We start from the raw sequence: 19322 nt of genomic DNA, 5'->3' as shown, positions 1-19322 counted from the left end.
CCTTTACAGCGCCTTCTCCAACAGCTTAGGCTTCGCAAAAATCATTCGTCCCGCTGCTGTCTGCAACACACTTGTGACGAGTACATCAATATGCTTGCCGATATAATTGCGTCCTTCTTCAACGACAATCATCGTACCATCATCCAAGTAGGCAACTCCCTGATTATGCTCTTTCCCATCCTTAATGACCTGAACATTCATTTCCTCGCCAGGAAGCACAACAGGCTTGACCGCATTAGCAAGGTCATTAATGTTTAATACTGCTACCTTCTGAAGCTCGCATACTTTATTTAAATTAAAATCATTCGTCACAACGACCCCGGATGTCAGCTTCGCAAGTTTGACGAGCTTACTGTCAACCTCCTGAATATCCTCAAAGTCGCCTTCGTAAATTTCAACTTCAATGTCTAATTCTTTCTGAATGCGGTTCAGGATATCAAGACCGCGGCGTCCTCTGTTTCGTTTTAACACATCGGAAGAGTCGGCAATATGCTGCAACTCCTCAAGGACAAACTGCGGAATCACGATAACTCCCTCTAAAAATCCAGTCTGGCAAATATCTGCTATTCTCCCATCAATAATAACACTAGTGTCCAAAATTTTCAGCTTCTTGTCTTGAACCTCATGTTCTTCTTCAGCTGATCCTTTTTTCTTTTGCATTCTGGCGGAAATGGAAAACAGGCTGATCAATTCATCCTTTTTCTTAAAGCCCACCTGGAAGCCGAGATAACCGAGGAAGAAAGCCAAAAATACAGGGATAATTGTGCTGAATATGCGGTAAGGTATATTGTCTAAAGGAATAACATTTACGATAAGATAAGCAATTATAAGTCCAAAAACCAGGCCTAGACTTCCAAATAACAAATCTGGAACCGGCGCTTTTAACAATGAATCCTCTATCCACTTCACCCAGTTCACAACGTATTCTGTACCCCATATACTGATGAGAAAAAAGATAATTGCCCCAATTGCCGCAGACGTATATGCGTTTGTTATTAAAGGTATGTCCTGTATATTTAACAGTACAAACAATTCAGGTATTAGAAATATACCAACAACGCCACCAAAAATAATGAAGAACGCCTGAACTATTCGTTTTAACATACCCCCACCTCCTTCTTAAACATTTTAATTTCACAAAGTCTTATGCACCCTACGAATATCAGAATAAACAAAAACCAACATTAATATACCCGTATTCACCAGGTTTTAACCGAAATCACAGCTGCCGGTCTAAATAATGCTTCTCTTGCAGGCGTTTTAATCCTTTTTTAATTTTTTGGGCTCGTACTTCACCGATTCCTTCTACTTCATCTAATTCTTCTGCACTCGCCTCAATAATCCTTGGAAGGACTCCAAATGCTTCTACAACATTTTCAACAATTGGCATCGGCAGACGCGGTATCTTATTTAACAGCCTGTATCCTCTAGCCAATACATAATCATCAAGATTAGTAGAAGCAGGATAACCGAGAAGCTTATACACAATGGAATCATCCAGCAGATCATAACTGGACATATCCTGCAGCTCCTTCAAAAGAACAAACGGATCTTTAATCTTTTCTTTTACATAATCCTTAATAAATAAAGCGGCCTCTTCTTCCATATCCGTAATCAATTCAATGACTTGCAGTTTGATCAGATGTCCTTCTGTCCCCAGCTCTTTGATATACATATTTATTTCGTTTTTAATTCTCAACACCATTTCATAACGATGCATGACAGACAAGACATCGCTAAAGGTAACAAGCTCCTCAAACTCTAACGCATTCAGTGCATTAATCGTTTTATCGAGGATTGTCTTATATTTTTCAAGTGTTTGAATGGCTTGGTTCGCCTTGGTTAAAATAAATCCTATGTCCTTTAGTGTATACTTCATGTTTTCCTGATATAACGTTATGACATTTCTTCTTTCAGAAATAGCGATCACAAGACAGCCGGTTTGCTTAGCTACTCTTTCGGCAGTTCTGTGCCGCATTCCTGTTTCTGATGAAGCAATTGTGGCATCCGGCATCAGCTGTGTATTCGCATATAGGATCTTTTGACCCGAATCACTTAAAATGATCGCGCCATCCATTTTAGCCAGCTCATACAAATGCGCCGGAGAAAAAGCCGTGTTGATGTGAAATCCTCCATCCACCACTTCTTTTACTTTATCATTATATCCAACAACGATCAGACCGCCTGTATTTGCTCTCAAGACGTTCTCCATCCCCGCTCTGAGCGGTGTACCCGGAGCAACAAACTGCAATATAGATGACAGGTCTAACTCGTGTTTCGCCCCTTTTTTCTCTTTTTCCATCTATTATCCTCCTAATGAAGTACGAAGCGCCTCTGCAACATTTGCTACTCCGATAACCTCAATCCCTTTTGGTTTTGTCCATCCATCCAGATTAGCCGCGGGTATGATCATGCGTTTAAAACCAAGCTTTGCCGCTTCTTTCACACGCTGTTCAATTCTTGAAACCCGTCGCACTTCTCCGGTTAATCCCACTTCTCCAATAAAACAATCTGCAGGATTTGGAGGTGTGTCTCTAAAGCTTGATGCGATACTGATCGCAATGGCAAGATCAATTGCCGGTTCATCAAGCTTAACGCCGCCAGCCACTTTCAAATAAGCATCCTGATTTTGCAGCAGCAGCCCCACTCTTTTTTCTAATACAGCCATTAACAGAGAAACCCTGTTGTGGTCTATTCCCGTTGCCATACGCCTTGGATTTCCAAAGCTTGTTGGCGAGATGAGCGCCTGAATTTCAACGAGAATCGGTCTAGTGCCCTCCATAGAAGCAGTGATACTCGAGCCCGCGGAACCCGCAGAGCGTTCCTCTAAGAAAATTTCTGAAGGATTCAAAACCTCAGTCAGCCCCTCTTCCCGCATTTCAAATATGCCCATTTCGTTTGTAGATCCGAAACGGTTTTTTACAGCCCGCAAAATGCGGAAAGTATGGTGACGTTCTCCTTCAAAATATAAAACAGTGTCAACCATATGCTCCAACAGTCTCGGCCCTGCAATAGACCCTTCTTTCGTCACGTGTCCCACGATAAAAATCGGGATACCTTTTGTTTTTGCAATTTTCATGAGCTCAGCGGTACATTCTCTGACCTGTGAAACGCTGCCCGGTGCCGATGTGATATCGCTTTGGTATACCGTTTGAATAGAGTCAACAACGACAAACGCTGGATTCATCTCTTGTATAGCAGACGAAATATACTCCATATCGGTTTCAGATAAAACATGCAGTGACGGATTATTAATGCCGAGGCGGTCAGCTCGAAGCTTCGTTTGCTTTACAGATTCTTCTCCCGAAATATACAGCACACTGTTTGATGAGCCTGATAATTGAGAGGAAACCTGAAGTAATAACGTTGACTTTCCGATACCAGGATCACCGCCGATTAAAACGAGGGAGCCTTTAACGACACCTCCGCCGAGTACTCTGTTAAACTCGCCAAGCTGGGTTTTAACGCGGGGTTCTTCTGATGTTTCGATTGATGTAATAGGTGAAGGTTTCTGTACAGTTTGAACAGAATGAGAAAAAGCCGCTCTCCGATTGGCCGGTGCTTTTTTAATCATTTCTTCAACCATTGTATTCCAAGCACCGCAGCCCGGACATTTCCCCATCCATTTTGGAGACTCGTAGCCGCAGGATTGGCAGATGAATTTCGATTTTGTTTTAGCCATATATAGTGTAAGACCTCTCCCTTGTTCTATTTCTTGATATGAAAGTGAGGCATACACTTACATGCTGTATGCCTCATTTCTGTCTTCTATATTAATTCGTTTTAGCAGTCGTTTTTACGACAAATTCGCCATCTTCTACATCAAGAACAATATGCTGTCCTTTATGAATATTTCCTCTGAGGAGTTCTTCAGATAAACGATCCTCTACGTGTTTTTGGATCGCTCTTCTTAACGGACGGGCTCCGTACTCCAGATCAACGCCCTCTTCCGCGACTTTTGCTTTTGCAGCATCAGTCAATTCGATAGAAAGATCCTGTTCTTTCAGGCGTTTCGTCAATTGATCAGACATTAATGACACGATTTCAGTAAGATGTTTTTTCTCAAGTGAATGGAAGACGATGATTTCATCGATACGGTTGATGAACTCAGGTCTAAACGCCCGTTTCAATTCACCCATCACTTTATCTTTCATGTCTTTATGATTTTGAGTCTCATCCTGAACGTTAAAGCCGACATATTTATTGCGTTTCAGCTCACTTGCTCCGACGTTTGATGTCATGATCAAAATAGTATTGCGGAAATCGACTGTACGTCCTTTAGAATCAGTCAATCGTCCGTCTTCAAGAACTTGCAGAAGGATATTGAAGACATCAGGGTGCGCTTTCTCAATCTCATCAAGAAGCACGACAGAGTAAGGTTTTCTTCTGACTTTCTCAGTCAATTGACCGCCTTCATCGTATCCCACGTATCCCGGAGGTGAACCGACAAGTCTTGAAGTTGAGTGTTTTTCCATGTATTCAGACATATCTATTCTGATCATGGATTCTTCATCGCCAAAAATGGATTCAGCAAGTGCTCGCGCAAGCTCTGTTTTACCTACACCTGTAGGGCCTAAGAAAATGAATGAGCCGATTGGGCGTTTAGGATCTTTTAACCCTGCTCTCGCACGTCTGACGGCTTTTGCAACAGCTACAACCGCTTCATCCTGGCCGATGACACGAGAGTGAAGAATGTTTTCCATATTGAGAAGCTTATCAGTTTCAGTTTGGGCGATTTTAGATACAGGCACACCGGTCCAGCTGGATACAACCATCGCAATATCATCCACAGTAACCTCTGAATTTTCCTGCCCTTGCTTCTCTTTCCATGATTTCTTCGTATCCTCAACTTGCTCGCGCAGGCGCTGCTCAGTATCACGCAAGGAAGCAGCTTTTTCAAACTCTTGACTTTGCACTGCCGCATCCTTCTCTTTACGAACCTCATCAAGCTTCTGCTCAAGCTCTTTTAAGTTAGGAGGCGTTGTAAAGGAGCGCAGTCTCACCTTTGAACCAGCTTCATCGATTAAGTCAATGGCTTTATCCGGAAGGAAGCGGTCAGAAATATATCTGTCAGAAAGCTTAACCGCAGCTTCAATGGCATCATCAGTGATAGAAACACGGTGGTGGGCTTCGTATCTGTCACGAAGACCTTGTAAAATTTGAATACTTTCATCGACAGATGGCTGATCTACCTGGATCGGCTGAAAACGGCGTTCCAGTGCTGCGTCTTTTTCAATATATTTACGGTACTCATCAAGAGTCGTTGCTCCAATACATTGGAGCTCACCGCGAGCAAGTGAAGGTTTTAAGATATTAGATGCATCAATAGCACCTTCTGCTCCGCCTGCCCCGATTAATGTATGGAGCTCATCGATGAATAGAATGATATTTCCTGCCTGGCGAATTTCATCCATGACCTTCTTCAGGCGATCCTCAAATTCTCCGCGATATTTTGTGCCGGCAACAACCGTTCCCATGTCTAATGTCATCACACGTTTATCACGCAAGATTTCGGGTACTTCATTATTGATAATTTGCTGTGCCAAACCTTCTGCGATAGCCGTTTTACCAACACCTGGTTCACCAATGAGAACAGGGTTGTTTTTCGTTCTGCGGCTTAACACTTCAATGACACGCTGGATTTCCTTGCTTCTGCCGATTACAGGATCAAGACTGTCTTCCTTCGCAATAGCAGTCAAGTCTCTTGCCAAGCTATCAAGCGTAGGCGTATTCGCATTGCTGTTTGTTCCTGCCGCTGATGATCCTGTTTCATTGCTTCCAAGAAGCTGGAGCACCTGCTGTCTTGCTTTATTTAAGCTGACACCGAGGTTATTCAGAACTCTCGCGGCAACACCTTCTCCTTCACGAATCAGGCCAAGAAGAATATGTTCTGTTCCGACATAAGAATGACCGAGTTTTCTTGCTTCATCCATCGAAAGTTCAATGACTTTTTTAGCTCTAGGAGTATAATGAATCGTTTGAGACATTTCCTGCCCGCGCCCGATCAAACTTTCTACTTCTTTCTGAATTTTATCTGAACCGAGTCCAAGCGCTTGAAGAGCTTTGGCAGCAATGCCCTCTCCTTCTCTTACCAGTCCTAATAAAATATGCTCAGTGCCAATATTATTATGACCTAAACGAAGTGCTTCTTCCTGTGCTAGCGCCAGTACCTTTTGAGCCCGTTCTGTAAATCTTCCAAACATCATATCGATTCATCCTCCTGTCTTTTCCCATTCATTTCTAAGTGAAGCCGTTCTCTTATGAGAGCCGCTCTTCGAATGTCCCTTTCGTTCGGACGCAAAGCGCCTCCCGAGTACTGCTGTAAAAAACCTGGCTGCGTCAAAATCATTAGTTCGTTAAGTATGTTGCTTGAAAGTCCTTTTATAATGCCTAGGTCTATGCCTAACCGAACATCTGAAAGGCACTTTGCAGTTTCTTTAGATTCTATCATCCGGCAATTAGACAAGACCCCATAAGACCGATATACCCGATCCTCAAGTTCAATTTTAGAAGTTTGATAAATCGCTTCTCGGGCAGATCGCTCTTGTTCAATCAGTTGAGCAGCAACACTGTTAAGATCATCTACAATATCCTGCTCGGACTTACCAAGCGTGATCTGATTTGAAATTTGAAAGATATTCCCTACTGCTTCGCTGCCTTCCCCATAAATTCCTCTAACAACTAAGCCTAATTGATTAATTGCCGGTATAATTCGATTTATTTGCCTAGTTAAAACCAGCGCTGGCAGATGCATCATGACTGAAGCCCTTAAACCTGTACCTACGTTTGTAGGACAGCTGGTTAAGTACCCTCTCTGCTCATTGAATGCATAATCAACTTTTTCTTCAATCCAGTCATCGACCTGGTTCGCGGCTTTCATTGCTTCTAGAAGCTGAAATCCAGGGAAAAGACATTGTATTCTAATATGATCCTCTTCATTTAGCATGACGCTTACTTCCTCATTTTCAGAAAGCAAACAGCCGCCAAAAGGAGACTCTGTCAAATTCGGACTGATTAGATGTTTTTCAACAAGTACACGCTTTTCTAAAGGCTGTGCATCATTCATTCTAATCAAAACGAATTTGCCGATTCCGGGAATTTCTTGCTCTGAAAACTGATCTTCAAATTGCTGTATGATGGATGAGGCTTCTTTATTGGAATACCGCGTAGGGAACCGAATATGTTCAAAGTTCCTTGCTAAACGTATGCGGCTGCTGAGTACAATGTCACTTTCAGGTCCTTTCTGCTTCATCCAACTGCTTAGTGCGTCCTGAATAAAATGCTTTAGCGACATTACCCCTGTTCCTCCTCACTATCTGTACTTTTGAGTGATTGTTCTAAAGAACGAATTTGATCTCTCACATGAGCTGCGTTTTCAAATTCTTCTTGATGGATTAAGGATTCTAATTCTTTTTTCAGCATATCAATCTGCCGTCTAACATGAAGATTGCCGCCTATTCGTTTCGGTATCTTACCTGCATGCACAGTGTTTCCGCTGTGCACTTTACGTAGGATAGGTGTAATGTTGTTATGGAATGTTTTGTAACATTCAGAACATCCAAAGCGGCCAATTTTTCTGAATTGCTGAAACGTCATTCCGCATTTCGGACAAGCAGATATTTGCTCCGAGTGACTGAACATTTGAGTCCCTGCATTTTGAAATGAAGAATCCATGTTCAGCAAACCCGAAAGTAAATTATGAATAGAGAAACCTTGATTTGCACTTATACCATATGAATCACTATTTTCTTTGGCACATTGTTCACAAATATGAACTTCTATTTTTTCTCCGTTAACAACCTTTGTAAAGTGAAAAGTGGCTGGTCTCTCGTGGCACTCTTGACAAATCAATCTTTTCACCCGCTTATTTTAATTTTAAAGCAGTCAGCATAGCCTTCATCATTCTTGCTCTTAATTCATCACGTTCAGGCAAGTCAATGTGTAAAACTGAGCGGTCCATTACGCTGACCATCATTTTTGCTTCTCTTTCTGAAATCACCTTGTCTTCTAATAGCCTTAAAATAATGTCATCAGAGGCTGCTTGAGACAAATGGGTACTAATTTGAGAAATAATATTATTGATCAGGACAACTTCATTGTTCATTTTAATTTTAATGATTCTGATGTAACCGCCGCCCCCGCGTTTGCTCTCAACAATATATCCTCTTTCGCTTGTAAACCTGGTGTTGATGACATAATTTATTTGGGAAGGAACGCATTGAAATTTATCTGCAATTTCACTTCGCTTAATCTCTAAAATTTCCTTGCCATTTTGATCTAACACTCGTTTTAAATATTGTTCAATGATGTCAGAAATATTATGTCCCACTCAACCCCCTCCTTTACTGACTTTGACTATATTTGACTTTAATCTTACTATAAGCCGTTTCTCAGGAATTTTCAACTTTCTCGCTCTATCCTTTATTATTTCCATTTTCCCGGCCCATAAAACCTGAATGCTGATTTAAAATTCGGTATAAAGTTATTATATTATACAGTTAAGTGGAATTTTATGATACCAATAAAACAGAACACAAAAAACCCAACTCAATGAGTTGGGTTTAAACTTGCTTGGCGGCGTCCTACTCTCACAGGGGGAAACCCCCGACTACCATCGGCGCTGAAGAGCTTAACTTCCGTGTTCGGTATGGGAACGGGTGTGACCTCTTCGCTATCGCCACCAAACAAATTGAGAGTGTTCTCTCAAAACTAGATAACAGGTATGACATCATTCAAAATGTGTGGTTAAGTCCTCGATCGATTAGTATCTGTCAGCTCCATGTGTCGCCACACTTCCACCTCAGACCTATCAACCTGATCATCTTTCAGGGATCTTACTTCCTTGCGGAATGGGAAATCTCATCTTGAGGGGGGCTTCATGCTTAGATGCTTTCAGCACTTATCCCGTCCGCACATAGCTACCCAGCGATGCCCTTGGCAGAACAACTGGTACACCAGCGGTGCGTCCATCCCGGTCCTCTCGTACTAAGGACAGCTCCTCTCAAATTTCCTGCGCCCGCGACGGATAGGGACCGAACTGTCTCACGACGTTCTGAACCCAGCTCGCGTACCGCTTTAATGGGCGAACAGCCCAACCCTTGGGACCGACTACAGCCCCAGGATGCGATGAGCCGACATCGAGGTGCCAAACCTCCCCGTCGATGTGGACTCTTGGGGGAGATAAGCCTGTTATCCCCGGGGTAGCTTTTATCCGTTGAGCGATGGCCCTTCCATGCGGAACCACCGGATCACTAAGCCCGACTTTCGTCCCTGCTCGACTTGTAGGTCTCGCAGTCAAGCTCCCTTGTGCCTTTACACTCTGCGAATGATTTCCAACCATTCTGAGGGAACCTTTGGGCGCCTCCGTTACCTTTTAGGAGGCGACCGCCCCAGTCAAACTGCCCACCTGACACTGTCTCCCCGCCCGATAAGGGCGGCGGGTTAGAAGGTCAATACAGCCAGGGTAGTATCCCACCGATGCCTCCACCGAAGCTGGCGCTCCGGTTTCCAAGGCTCCTACCTATCCTGTACAAGCTGTACCAACATTCAATATCAGGCTGCAGTAAAGCTCCACGGGGTCTTTCCGTCCTGTCGCGGGTAACCTGCATCTTCACAGGTACTATAATTTCACCGAGTCTCTCGTTGAGACAGTGCCCAGATCGTTGCGCCTTTCGTGCGGGTCGGAACTTACCCGACAAGGAATTTCGCTACCTTAGGACCGTTATAGTTACGGCCGCCGTTTACTGGGGCTTCAATTCGCACCTTCGCTTACGCTAAGCGCTCCTCTTAACCTTCCAGCACCGGGCAGGCGTCAGCCCCTATACTTCGCCTTACGGCTTCGCAGAGACCTGTGTTTTTGCTAAACAGTCGCCTGGGCCTATTCACTGCGGCTCTCTCGGGCTTGCACCCTAACAGAGCACCCCTTCTCCCGAAGTTACGGGGTCATTTTGCCGAGTTCCTTAACGAGAGTTCTCTCGATCACCTTAGGATTCTCTCCTCGCCTACCTGTGTCGGTTTGCGGTACGGGCACCTCTCACCTCGCTAGAGGCTTTTCTTGGCAGTGTGGAATCAGGAACTTCGCTACTATATTTCGCTCGCCATCACAGCTCAGCCTTATGGGAAACGGATTTGCCTATTTCCCAGCCTAACTGCTTGGACGCGGATATCCAATACCGCGCTTACCCTATCCTCCTGCGTCCCCCCATTGCTCAAATGGTGAGGAGGTGGTACAGGAATATCAACCTGTTGTCCATCGCCTACGCCTTTCGGCCTCGGCTTAGGTCCCGACTAACCCTGAGCGGACGAGCCTTCCTCAGGAAACCTTAGGCATTCGGTGGAGGGGATTCTCACCCCTCTTTCGCTACTCATACCGGCATTCTCACTTCTAAGCGCTCCACCAGTCCTTCCGGTCTGGCTTCACAGCCCTTAGAACGCTCTCCTACCACTGTTCGAAGAACAGTCCGCAGCTTCGGTGATACGTTTAGCCCCGGTACATTTTCGGCGCAGAGTCACTCGACCAGTGAGCTATTACGCACTCTTTAAATGGTGGCTGCTTCTAAGCCAACATCCTGGTTGTCTAAGCAACTCCACATCCTTTTCCACTTAACGTATACTTTGGGACCTTAGCTGGCGGTCTGGGCTGTTTCCCTTTCGACTACGGATCTTATCACTCGCAGTCTGACTCCCAAGGATAAGTCATTGGCATTCGGAGTTTGACTGAATTCGGTAACCCGGTAGGGGCCCCTAGTCCAATCAGTGCTCTACCTCCAAGACTCTTACCTTGAGGCTAGCCCTAAAGCTATTTCGGAGAGAACCAGCTATCTCCAGGTTCGATTGGCATTTCACCCCTACCCACACCTCATCCCCGCACTTTTCAACGTGCGTGGGTTCGGGCCTCCATTCAGTGTTACCTGAACTTCACCCTGGACATGGGTAGATCACCTGGTTTCGGGTCTACGACCACGTACTCATGCGCCCTATTCAGACTCGCTTTCGCTGCGGCTCCGCATCTTCTGCTTAACCTTGCACGGGATCGTAACTCGCCGGTTCATTCTACAAAAGGCACGCCATCACCCGTTAACGGGCTCTGACTACTTGTAGGCACACGGTTTCAGGATCTCTTTCACTCCCCTTCCGGGGTGCTTTTCACCTTTCCCTCACGGTACTGGTTCACTATCGGTCACTAGGGAGTATTTAGCCTTGGGAGATGGTCCTCCCGGATTCCGACGGAATTTCACGTGTTCCGCCGTACTCAGGATCCACTCAGGAGAGAACGAAGTTTTGACTACAGGGCTGTTACCTCCTATGGCGGGCCTTTCCAGACCTCTTCATCTACCTCGTTCCTTTGTAACTCCGTACAGAGTGTCCTACAACCCCAAGAGGCAAGCCTCTTGGTTTGGGCTAATCCCGTTTCGCTCGCCGCTACTCAGGGAATCGCATTTGCTTTCTCTTCCTCCGGGTACTTAGATGTTTCAGTTCCCCGGGTCTGCCTTCTCATATCCTATGAATTCAGATATGGATACCACTCCATTACGAGTGGTGGGTTTCCCCATTCGGAAATCTCCGGATCAAAGCTTGCTTACAGCTCCCCGAAGCATATCGGTGTTCGTCCCGTCCTTCATCGGCTCCTAGTGCCAAGGCATCCACCGTGCGCCCTTTCTAACTTAACCGTTAAAAAGAATCACTATGTGATATCTTGTATTACTAATTGAATGTGATGTCTACTGTTATCTAGTTTTCAAAGAACACGTTTCGAAGGAATGATCCTTCAAAACTAAACAAGACAGGGAACGTTCTGTTTATAAGACCCAAGGTCTTATATTCCGTAAATATCCTTAGAAAGGAGGTGATCCAGCCGCACCTTCCGATACGGCTACCTTGTTACGACTTCACCCCAATCATCTGTCCCACCTTCGGCGGCTGGCTCCTAAAAGGTTACCTCACCGACTTCGGGTGTTACAAACTCTCGTGGTGTGACGGGCGGTGTGTACAAGGCCCGGGAACGTATTCACCGCGGCATGCTGATCCGCGATTACTAGCGATTCCAGCTTCACGCAGTCGAGTTGCAGACTGCGATCCGAACTGAGAACAGATTTGTGGGATTGGCTTAACCTCGCGGTTTCGCTGCCCTTTGTTCTGTCCATTGTAGCACGTGTGTAGCCCAGGTCATAAGGGGCATGATGATTTGACGTCATCCCCACCTTCCTCCGGTTTGTCACCGGCAGTCACCTTAGAGTGCCCAACTGAATGCTGGCAACTAAGATCAAGGGTTGCGCTCGTTGCGGGACTTAACCCAACATCTCACGACACGAGCTGACGACAACCATGCACCACCTGTCACTCTGCCCCCGAAGGGGACGTCCTATCTCTAGGATTGTCAGAGGATGTCAAGACCTGGTAAGGTTCTTCGCGTTGCTTCGAATTAAACCACATGCTCCACCGCTTGTGCGGGCCCCCGTCAATTCCTTTGAGTTTCAGTCTTGCGACCGTACTCCCCAGGCGGAGTGCTTAATGCGTTAGCTGCAGCACTAAGGGGCGGAAACCCCCTAACACTTAGCACTCATCGTTTACGGCGTGGACTACCAGGGTATCTAATCCTGTTCGCTCCCCACGCTTTCGCTCCTCAGCGTCAGTTACAGACCAGAGAGTCGCCTTCGCCACTGGTGTTCCTCCACATCTCTACGCATTTCACCGCTACACGTGGAATTCCACTCTCCTCTTCTGCACTCAAGTTCCCCAGTTTCCAATGACCCTCCCCGGTTGAGCCGGGGGCTTTCACATCAGACTTAAGAAACCGCCTGCGAGCCCTTTACGCCCAATAATTCCGGACAACGCTTGCCACCTACGTATTACCGCGGCTGCTGGCACGTAGTTAGCCGTGGCTTTCTGGTTAGGTACCGTCAAGGTACCGCCCTATTCGAACGGTACTTGTTCTTCCCTAACAACAGAGCTTTACGATCCGAAAACCTTCATCACTCACGCGGCGTTGCTCCGTCAGACTTTCGTCCATTGCGGAAGATTCCCTACTGCTGCCTCCCGTAGGAGTCTGGGCCGTGTCTCAGTCCCAGTGTGGCCGATCACCCTCTCAGGTCGGCTACGCATCGTTGCCTTGGTGAGCCATTACCTCACCAACTAGCTAATGCGCCGCGGGTCCATCTGTAAGTGGTAGCCGAAGCCACCTTTTATGTTTGAACCATGCGGTTCAAACAAGCATCCGGTATTAGCCCCGGTTTCCCGGAGTTATCCCAGTCTTACAGGCAGGTTACCCACGTGTTACTCACCCGTCCGCCGCTAACATCAGGGAGCAAGCTCCCATCTGTCCGCTCGACTTGCATGTATTAGGCACGCCGCCAGCGTTCGTCCTGAGCCAGGATCAAACTCTCCGATAAAGTAGTTTGACTGACTACGCACATCGCTGTGCGATTTATAAAAATGAATTAACAGGTACGTTTTGTCTTGTTTAGTTTTCAAAGATCATTTTGATTGTTTGCTTTGTTAAAGCAACTTTATTAGTATACAATGTCACTTCTTCAAAGTCAACAACTTTTTTCAAAAAAACTTTTGGTGGAGCCTAGCGGGATCGAACCGCTGACCTCCTGCGTGCAAAGCAGGCGCTCTCCCAGCTGAGCTAAGGCCCCATGAAAATGGTCGGGAAGACAGGATTCGAACCTGCGACCCCATGGTCCCAAACCATGTGCTCTACCAAGCTGAGCTACTTCCCGATTTCCTATCTATTCTATTAAAAGATATGGCGCGCCCGAGAGGAGTCGAACCCCTAACCTTTTGATCCGTAGTCAAACGCTCTATCCAATTGAGCTACGGGCGCAAATAATAATGCCGAGGGCCGGACTTGAACCGGCACGGTAGTCACCTACCGCAGGATTTTAAGTCCTGTGTGTCTGCCAATTCCACCACCCCGGCGTGGATGGTATAGTTGGAGCGGAAGACGGGATTCGAACCCGCGACCCCCACCTTGGCAAGGTGGTGTTCTACCACTGAACTACTTCCGCAGACAGGATGTCCAGTTTTTCTAACTGTCATCCTATATAATGCGGGTGAAGGGACTTGAACCCCCACGTCATAAAGACACTAGATCCTAAGTCTAGCGCGTCTGCCAATTCCGCCACACCCGCGTAAAATGGTGAGCCATGAAGGACTCGAACCTTCGACCCTCTGATTAAAAGTCAGATGCTCTACCAACTGAGCTAATGGCTCTTCTTACAAGAGACTTGAGTATTATATCATATAAAAGTGGTGCCGGCAAGAGGACTTGAACCCCCAACCTACTGATTACAAGTCAGTTGCTCTACCAATTGAGCTACACCGGCAAAATGGTGGAGGATGACGGGCTCGAACCGCCGACCCTCTGCTTGTAAGGCAGATGCTCTCCCAGCTGAGCTAATCCTCCATAATTGCACTAACGTGCAATTGCTTGGCGGCGTCCTACTCTCACAGGGGGAAACCCCCGACTACCATCGGCGCTGAAGAGCTTAACTTCCGTGTTCGGTATGGGAACGGGTGTGACCTCTTCGCTATCGCCACCAAACAAATTGAGAGTGTTCTCTCAAAACTAGATAACAGGTGTACATCATTCAAAATGTGGTTAAGTCCTCGATCGATTAGTATCTGTCAGCTCCATGTGTCGCCACACTTCCACCTCAGACCTATCAACCTGATCATCTTTCAGGGATCTTACTTCCTTGCGGAATGGGAAATCTCATCTTGAGGGGGGCTTCATGCTTAGATGCTTTCAGCACTTATCCCGTCCGCACATAGCTACCCAGCGATGCCCTTGGCAGAACAACTGGTACACCAGCGGTGCGTCCATCCCGGTCCTCTCGTACTAAGGACAGCTCCTCTCAAATTTCCTGCGCCCGCGACGGATAGGGACCGAACTGTCTCACGACGTTCTGAACCCAGCTCGCGTACCGCTTTAATGGGCGAACAGCCCAACCCTTGGGACCGACTACAGCCCCAGGATGCGATGAGCCGACATCGAGGTGCCAAACCTCCCCGTCGATGTGGACTCTTGGGGGAGATAAGCCTGTTATCCCCGGGGTAGCTTTTATCCGTTGAGCGATGGCCCTTCCATGCGGAACCACCGGATCACTAAGCCCGACTTTCGTCCCTGCTCGACTTGTAGGTCTCGCAGTCAAGCTCCCTTGTGCCTTTACACTCTGCGAATGATTTCCAACCATTCTGAGGGAACCTTTGGGCGCCTCCGTTACCTTTTAGGAGGCGACCGCCCCAGTCAAACTGCCCACCTGACACTGTCTCCCCGCCCGATAAGGGCGGCGGGTTAGAAGGTCAATACAGCCAGGGTAGTATCCCACCGATGCCTCCACCGAAGCTGGCGCTCCGGTTTCCAAGGCTCCTACCTATCCTGTACAAGCTGTACCAACATTCAATATCAGGCTGCAGTAAAGCTCCACGGGGTCTTTCCGTCCTGTCGCGGGTAACCTGCATCTTCACAGGTACTATAATTTCACCGAGTCTCTCGTTGAGACAGTGCCCAGATCGTTGCGCCTTTCGTGCGGGTCGGAACTTACCCGACAAGGAATTTCGCTACCTTAGGACCGTTATAGTTACGGCCGCCGTTTACTGGGGCTTCAATTCGCACCTTCGCTTACGCTAAGCGCTCCTCTTAACCTTCCAGCACCGGGCAGGCGTCAGCCCCTATACTTCGCCTTACGGCTTCGCAGAGACCTGTGTTTTTGCTAAACAGTCGCCTGGGCCTATTCACTGCGGCTCTCTCGGGCTTGCACCCTAACAGAGCACCCCTTCTCCCGAAGTTACGGGGTCATTTTGCCGAGTTCCTTAACGAGAGTTCTCTCGATCACCTTAGGATTCTCTCCTCGCCTACCTGTGTCGGTTTGCGGTACGGGCACCTCTCACCTCGCTAGAGGCTTTTCTTGGCAGTGTGGAATCAGGAACTTCGCTACTATATTTCGCTCGCCATCACAGCTCAGCCTTATGGGAAACGGATTTGCCTATTTCCCAGCCTAACTGCTTGGACGCGGATATCCAATACCGCGCTTACCCTATCCTCCTGCGTCCCCCCATTGCTCAAATGGTGAGGAGGTGGTACAGGAATATCAACCTGTTGTCCATCGCCTACGCCTTTCGGCCTCGGCTTAGGTCCCGACTAACCCTGAGCGGACGAGCCTTCCTCAGGAAACCTTAGGCATTCGGTGGAGGGGATTCTCACCCCTCTTTCGCTACTCATACCGGCATTCTCACTTCTAAGCGCTCCACCAGTCCTTCCGGTCTGGCTTCACAGCCCTTAGAACGCTCTCCTACCACTGTTCGAAGAACAGTCCGCAGCTTCGGTGATACGTTTAGCCCCGGTACATTTTCGGCGCAGAGTCACTCGACCAGTGAGCTATTACGCACTCTTTAAATGGTGGCTGCTTCTAAGCCAACATCCTGGTTGTCTAAGCAACTCCACATCCTTTTCCACTTAACGTATACTTTGGGACCTTAGCTGGCGGTCTGGGCTGTTTCCCTTTCGACTACGGATCTTATCACTCGCAGTCTGACTCCCAAGGATAAGTCATTGGCATTCGGAGTTTGACTGAATTCGGTAACCCGGTAGGGGCCCCTAGTCCAATCAGTGCTCTACCTCCAAGACTCTTACCTTGAGGCTAGCCCTAAAGCTATTTCGGAGAGAACCAGCTATCTCCAGGTTCGATTGGCATTTCACCCCTACCCACACCTCATCCCCGCACTTTTCAACGTGCGTGGGTTCGGGCCTCCATTCAGTGTTACCTGAACTTCACCCTGGACATGGGTAGATCACCTGGTTTCGGGTCTACGACCACGTACTCATGCGCCCTATTCAGACTCGCTTTCGCTGCGGCTCCGCATCTTCTGCTTAACCTTGCACGGGATCGTAACTCGCCGGTTCATTCTACAAAAGGCACGCCATCACCCGTTAACGGGCTCTGACTACTTGTAGGCACACGGTTTCAGGATCTCTTTCACTCCCCTTCCGGGGTGCTTTTCACCTTTCCCTCACGGTACTGGTTCACTATCGGTCACTAGGGAGTATTTAGCCTTGGGAGATGGTCCTCCCGGATTCCGACGGAATTTCACGTGTTCCGCCGTACTCAGGATCCACTCAGGAGAGAACGAAGTTTTGACTACAGGGCTGTTACCTCCTATGGCGGGCCTTTCCAGACCTCTTCATCTACCTCGTTCCTTTGTAACTCCGTACAGAGTGTCCTACAACCCCAAGAGGCAAGCCTCTTGGTTTGGGCTAATCCCGTTTCGCTCGCCGCTACTCAGGGAATCGCATTTGCTTTCTCTTCCTCCGGGTACTTAGATGTTTCAGTTCCCCGGGTCTGCCTTCTCATATCCTATGAATTCAGATATGGATACCACTCCATTACGAGTGGTGGGTTTCCCCATTCGGAAATCTCCGGATCAAAGCTTGCTTACAGCTCCCCGAAGCATATCGGTGTTCGTCCCGTCCTTCATCGGCTCCTAGTGCCAAGGCATCCACCGTGCGCCCTTTCTAACTTAACCGTTAAAAAGAATCACTATGTGATATCTTGTATTACTAATTGAATGTGATGTCTACTGTTATCTAGTTTTCAAAGAACACGTTTCGAAGGAATGATCCTTCAAAACTAAACAAGACAGGGAACGTTCTGTTTATAAGACCCAAGGTCTTATATTCCGTATAATATCCTTAGAAAGGAGGTGATCCAGCCGCACCTTCCGATACGGCTACCTTGTTACGACTTCACCCCAATCATCTGTCCCACCTTCGGCGGCTGGCTCCTAAAAGGTTACCTCACCGACTTCGGGTGTTACAAACTCTCGTGGTGTGACGGGCGGTGTGTACAAGGCCCGGGAACGTATTCACCGCGGCATGCTGATCCGCGATTACTAGCGATTCCAGCTTCACGCAGTCGAGTTGCAGACTGCGATCCGAACTGAGAACAGATTTGTGGGATTGGCTTAACCTCGCGGTTTCGCTGCCCTTTGTTCTGTCCATTGTAGCACGTGTGTAGCCCAGGTCATAAGGGGCATGATGATTTGACGTCATCCCCACCTTCCTCCGGTTTGTCACCGGCAGTCACCTTAGAGTGCCCAACTGAATGCTGGCAACTAAGATCAAGGGTTGCGCTCGTTGCGGGACTTAACCCAACATCTCACGACACGAGCTGACGACAACCATGCACCACCTGTCACTCTGCCCCCGAAGGGGACGTCCTATCTCTAGGATTGTCAGAGGATGTCAAGACCTGGTAAGGTTCTTCGCGTTGCTTCGAATTAAACCACATGCTCCACCGCTTGTGCGGGCCCCCGTCAATTCCTTTGAGTTTCAGTCTTGCGACCGTACTCCCCAGGCGGAGTGCTTAATGCGTTAGCTGCAGCACTAAGGGGCGGAAACCCCCTAACACTTAGCACTCATCGTTTACGGCGTGGACTACCAGGGTATCTAATCCTGTTCGCTCCCCACGCTTTCGCTCCTCAGCGTCAGTTACAGACCAGAGAGTCGCCTTCGCCACTGGTGTTCCTCCACATCTCTACGCATTTCACCGCTACACGTGGAATTCCACTCTCCTCTTCTGCACTCAAGTTCCCCAGTTTCCAATGACCCTCCCCGGTTGAGCCGGGGGCTTTCACATCAGACTTAAGAAACCGCCTGCGAGCCCTTTACGCCCAATAATTCCGGACAACGCTTGCCACCTACGTATTACCGCGGCTGCTGGCACGTAGTTAGCCGTGGCTTTCTGGTTAGGTACCGTCAAGGTACCGCCCTATTCGAACGGTACTTGTTCTTCCCTAACAACAGAGCTTTACGATCCGAAAACCTTCATCACTCACGCGGCGTTGCTCCGTCAGACTTTCGTCCATTGCGGAAGATTCCCTACTGCTGCCTCCCGTAGGAGTCTGGGCCGTGTCTCAGTCCCAGTGTGGCCGATCACCCTCTCAGGTCGGCTACGCATCGTTGCCTTGGTGAGCCATTACCTCACCAACTAGCTAATGCGCCGCGGGTCCATCTGTAAGTGGTAGCCGAAGCCACCTTTTATGTTTGAACCATGCGGTTCAAACAAGCATCCGGTATTAGCCCCGGTTTCCCGGAGTTATCCCAGTCTTACAGGCAGGTTACCCACGTGTTACTCACCCGTCCGCCGCTAACATCAGGGAGCAAGCTCCCATCTGTCCGCTCGACTTGCATGTATTAGGCACGCCGCCAGCGTTCGTCCTGAGCCAGGATCAAACTCTCCGATAAAGTAGTTTGACTGACTACGCACATCGCTGTGCGATTTATAAAAAATGAATTAACAGGTACGTTTTGTCTTGTTTAG

7 protein-coding genes, 9 tRNA genes and 6 rRNA genes are annotated in these 19322 nt (G+C 47.8%); all 22 read right to left on the bottom strand.

Features of this window, described 5'->3' with window-relative positions; all coding sequences use genetic code 11:
- Window positions 1–3: 3 nt before the first annotated feature.
- On the bottom strand, window positions 4–1104 hold the full coding sequence (locus MY9_RS00595; RefSeq protein WP_014662517.1) for a PIN/TRAM domain-containing protein: 1101 nt from the start codon (window positions 1102–1104) through the stop codon (window positions 4–6).
- Between the two features lie 115 nt (window positions 1105–1219).
- A complete protein-coding gene (disA, locus tag MY9_RS00590; protein WP_014662516.1) occupies window positions 1220–2302 on the bottom strand; it encodes a DNA integrity scanning diadenylate cyclase DisA in 1083 nt (360 codons plus the stop codon).
- 3 nt (window positions 2303–2305) lie between these two features.
- Window positions 2306–3682: a DNA repair protein RadA gene (gene radA, locus MY9_RS00585; protein WP_014662515.1), complete on the bottom strand. Its 1377-nt coding sequence runs from the start codon at window positions 3680–3682 to the stop codon at window positions 2306–2308.
- A 91-nt stretch (window positions 3683–3773) separates the two neighbouring features.
- On the bottom strand, window positions 3774–6206 hold the full coding sequence (clpC, locus tag MY9_RS00580; protein ID WP_014475592.1) for an ATP-dependent protease ATP-binding subunit ClpC: 2433 nt from the start codon (window positions 6204–6206) through the stop codon (window positions 3774–3776).
- Window positions 6203–7294, bottom strand: a complete 1092-nt coding sequence (locus tag MY9_RS00575) for a protein arginine kinase (RefSeq protein ID WP_014662514.1) — start codon at window positions 7292–7294, stop codon at window positions 6203–6205. Before MY9_RS00575 ends, clpC begins: the two co-directional genes overlap by 4 nt.
- On the bottom strand, window positions 7294–7851 hold the full coding sequence (gene mcsA / locus MY9_RS00570; RefSeq protein ID WP_041521234.1) for a protein-arginine kinase activator protein McsA: 558 nt from the start codon (window positions 7849–7851) through the stop codon (window positions 7294–7296). Before mcsA ends, MY9_RS00575 begins: the two co-directional genes overlap by 1 nt.
- 13 nt (window positions 7852–7864) lie before the next feature.
- Window positions 7865–8329 carry a transcriptional regulator CtsR gene (gene ctsR / locus MY9_RS00565; protein ID WP_014662512.1) on the bottom strand — a complete coding sequence of 155 codons (465 nt, stop codon included), beginning with the start codon at window positions 8327–8329 and terminating at the stop codon, window positions 7865–7867.
- 240 nt (window positions 8330–8569) lie between these two features.
- Window positions 8570–8685, bottom strand: a 5S ribosomal RNA gene (rrf, locus tag MY9_RS00555).
- Between the two features lie 56 nt (window positions 8686–8741).
- Window positions 8742–11669, bottom strand: a 23S ribosomal RNA gene (locus tag MY9_RS00550).
- Window positions 11670–11838: 169 nt separating this feature from the next.
- Window positions 11839–13388, bottom strand: a 16S ribosomal RNA gene (locus MY9_RS00545).
- A gap of 173 nt (window positions 13389–13561) precedes the next feature.
- A tRNA-Ala gene (locus MY9_RS00540) sits at window positions 13562–13637 on the bottom strand.
- Window positions 13638–13644: 7 nt separating this feature from the next.
- Window positions 13645–13721, bottom strand: a tRNA-Pro gene (locus MY9_RS00535).
- A gap of 27 nt (window positions 13722–13748) precedes the next feature.
- A tRNA-Arg gene (locus tag MY9_RS00530) sits at window positions 13749–13825 on the bottom strand.
- 9 nt (window positions 13826–13834) lie between these two features.
- A tRNA-Leu gene (locus MY9_RS00525) sits at window positions 13835–13920 on the bottom strand.
- 14 nt (window positions 13921–13934) lie between these two features.
- Window positions 13935–14009, bottom strand: a tRNA-Gly gene (locus tag MY9_RS00520).
- A 40-nt stretch (window positions 14010–14049) separates the two neighbouring features.
- Window positions 14050–14132: transfer RNA gene (locus tag MY9_RS00515), tRNA-Leu, on the bottom strand.
- 6 nt (window positions 14133–14138) lie between these two features.
- Window positions 14139–14214: transfer RNA gene (locus MY9_RS00510), tRNA-Lys, on the bottom strand.
- Window positions 14215–14251: 37 nt separating this feature from the next.
- A tRNA-Thr gene (locus MY9_RS00505) sits at window positions 14252–14327 on the bottom strand.
- A 4-nt stretch (window positions 14328–14331) separates the two neighbouring features.
- A tRNA-Val gene (locus MY9_RS00500) sits at window positions 14332–14407 on the bottom strand.
- Between the two features lie 22 nt (window positions 14408–14429).
- Window positions 14430–14545 (bottom strand): 5S ribosomal RNA (gene rrf, locus MY9_RS00495).
- 53 nt (window positions 14546–14598) lie between these two features.
- Window positions 14599–17526: ribosomal RNA gene (locus tag MY9_RS00490) — 23S ribosomal RNA — on the bottom strand.
- Between the two features lie 170 nt (window positions 17527–17696).
- Window positions 17697–19246: ribosomal RNA gene (locus tag MY9_RS00485) — 16S ribosomal RNA — on the bottom strand.
- The 16S, 23S and 5S rRNA genes sit together here with 9 tRNA genes alongside, the layout of an rRNA operon.
- Window positions 19247–19322 lie beyond the last annotated feature (76 nt).

This window comes from Bacillus sp. JS, assembly GCF_000259365.1.
GTDB lineage: Bacteria > Bacillota > Bacilli > Bacillales > Bacillaceae > Bacillus > Bacillus stercoris.
The sequence above is the reverse complement of the archived record's forward strand: the minus strand, read 5'-3'. Positions and strand labels throughout refer to the sequence as shown.

What these genes read in the sequence shown, in the direction of transcription:
- radA (WP_014662515.1), bottom strand. Translation starts at nt 3,682, where the DNA reads ATGGCTAAAACAAAATCGAAATTCATCTGCCAATCCTGCGGCTACGAG.
- MY9_RS00595 (WP_014662517.1), bottom strand. Translation starts at nt 1,104, where the DNA reads ATGTTAAAACGAATAGTTCAGGCGTTCTTCATTATTTTTGGTGGCGTT.
- MY9_RS00575 (WP_014662514.1), bottom strand. Translation starts at nt 7,294, where the DNA reads ATGTCGCTAAAGCATTTTATTCAGGACGCACTAAGCAGTTGGATGAAG.
- disA (WP_014662516.1), bottom strand. Translation starts at nt 2,302, where the DNA reads ATGGAAAAAGAGAAAAAAGGGGCGAAACACGAGTTAGACCTGTCATCT.
- clpC (WP_014475592.1), bottom strand. Translation starts at nt 6,206, where the DNA reads ATGATGTTTGGAAGATTTACAGAACGGGCTCAAAAGGTACTGGCGCTA.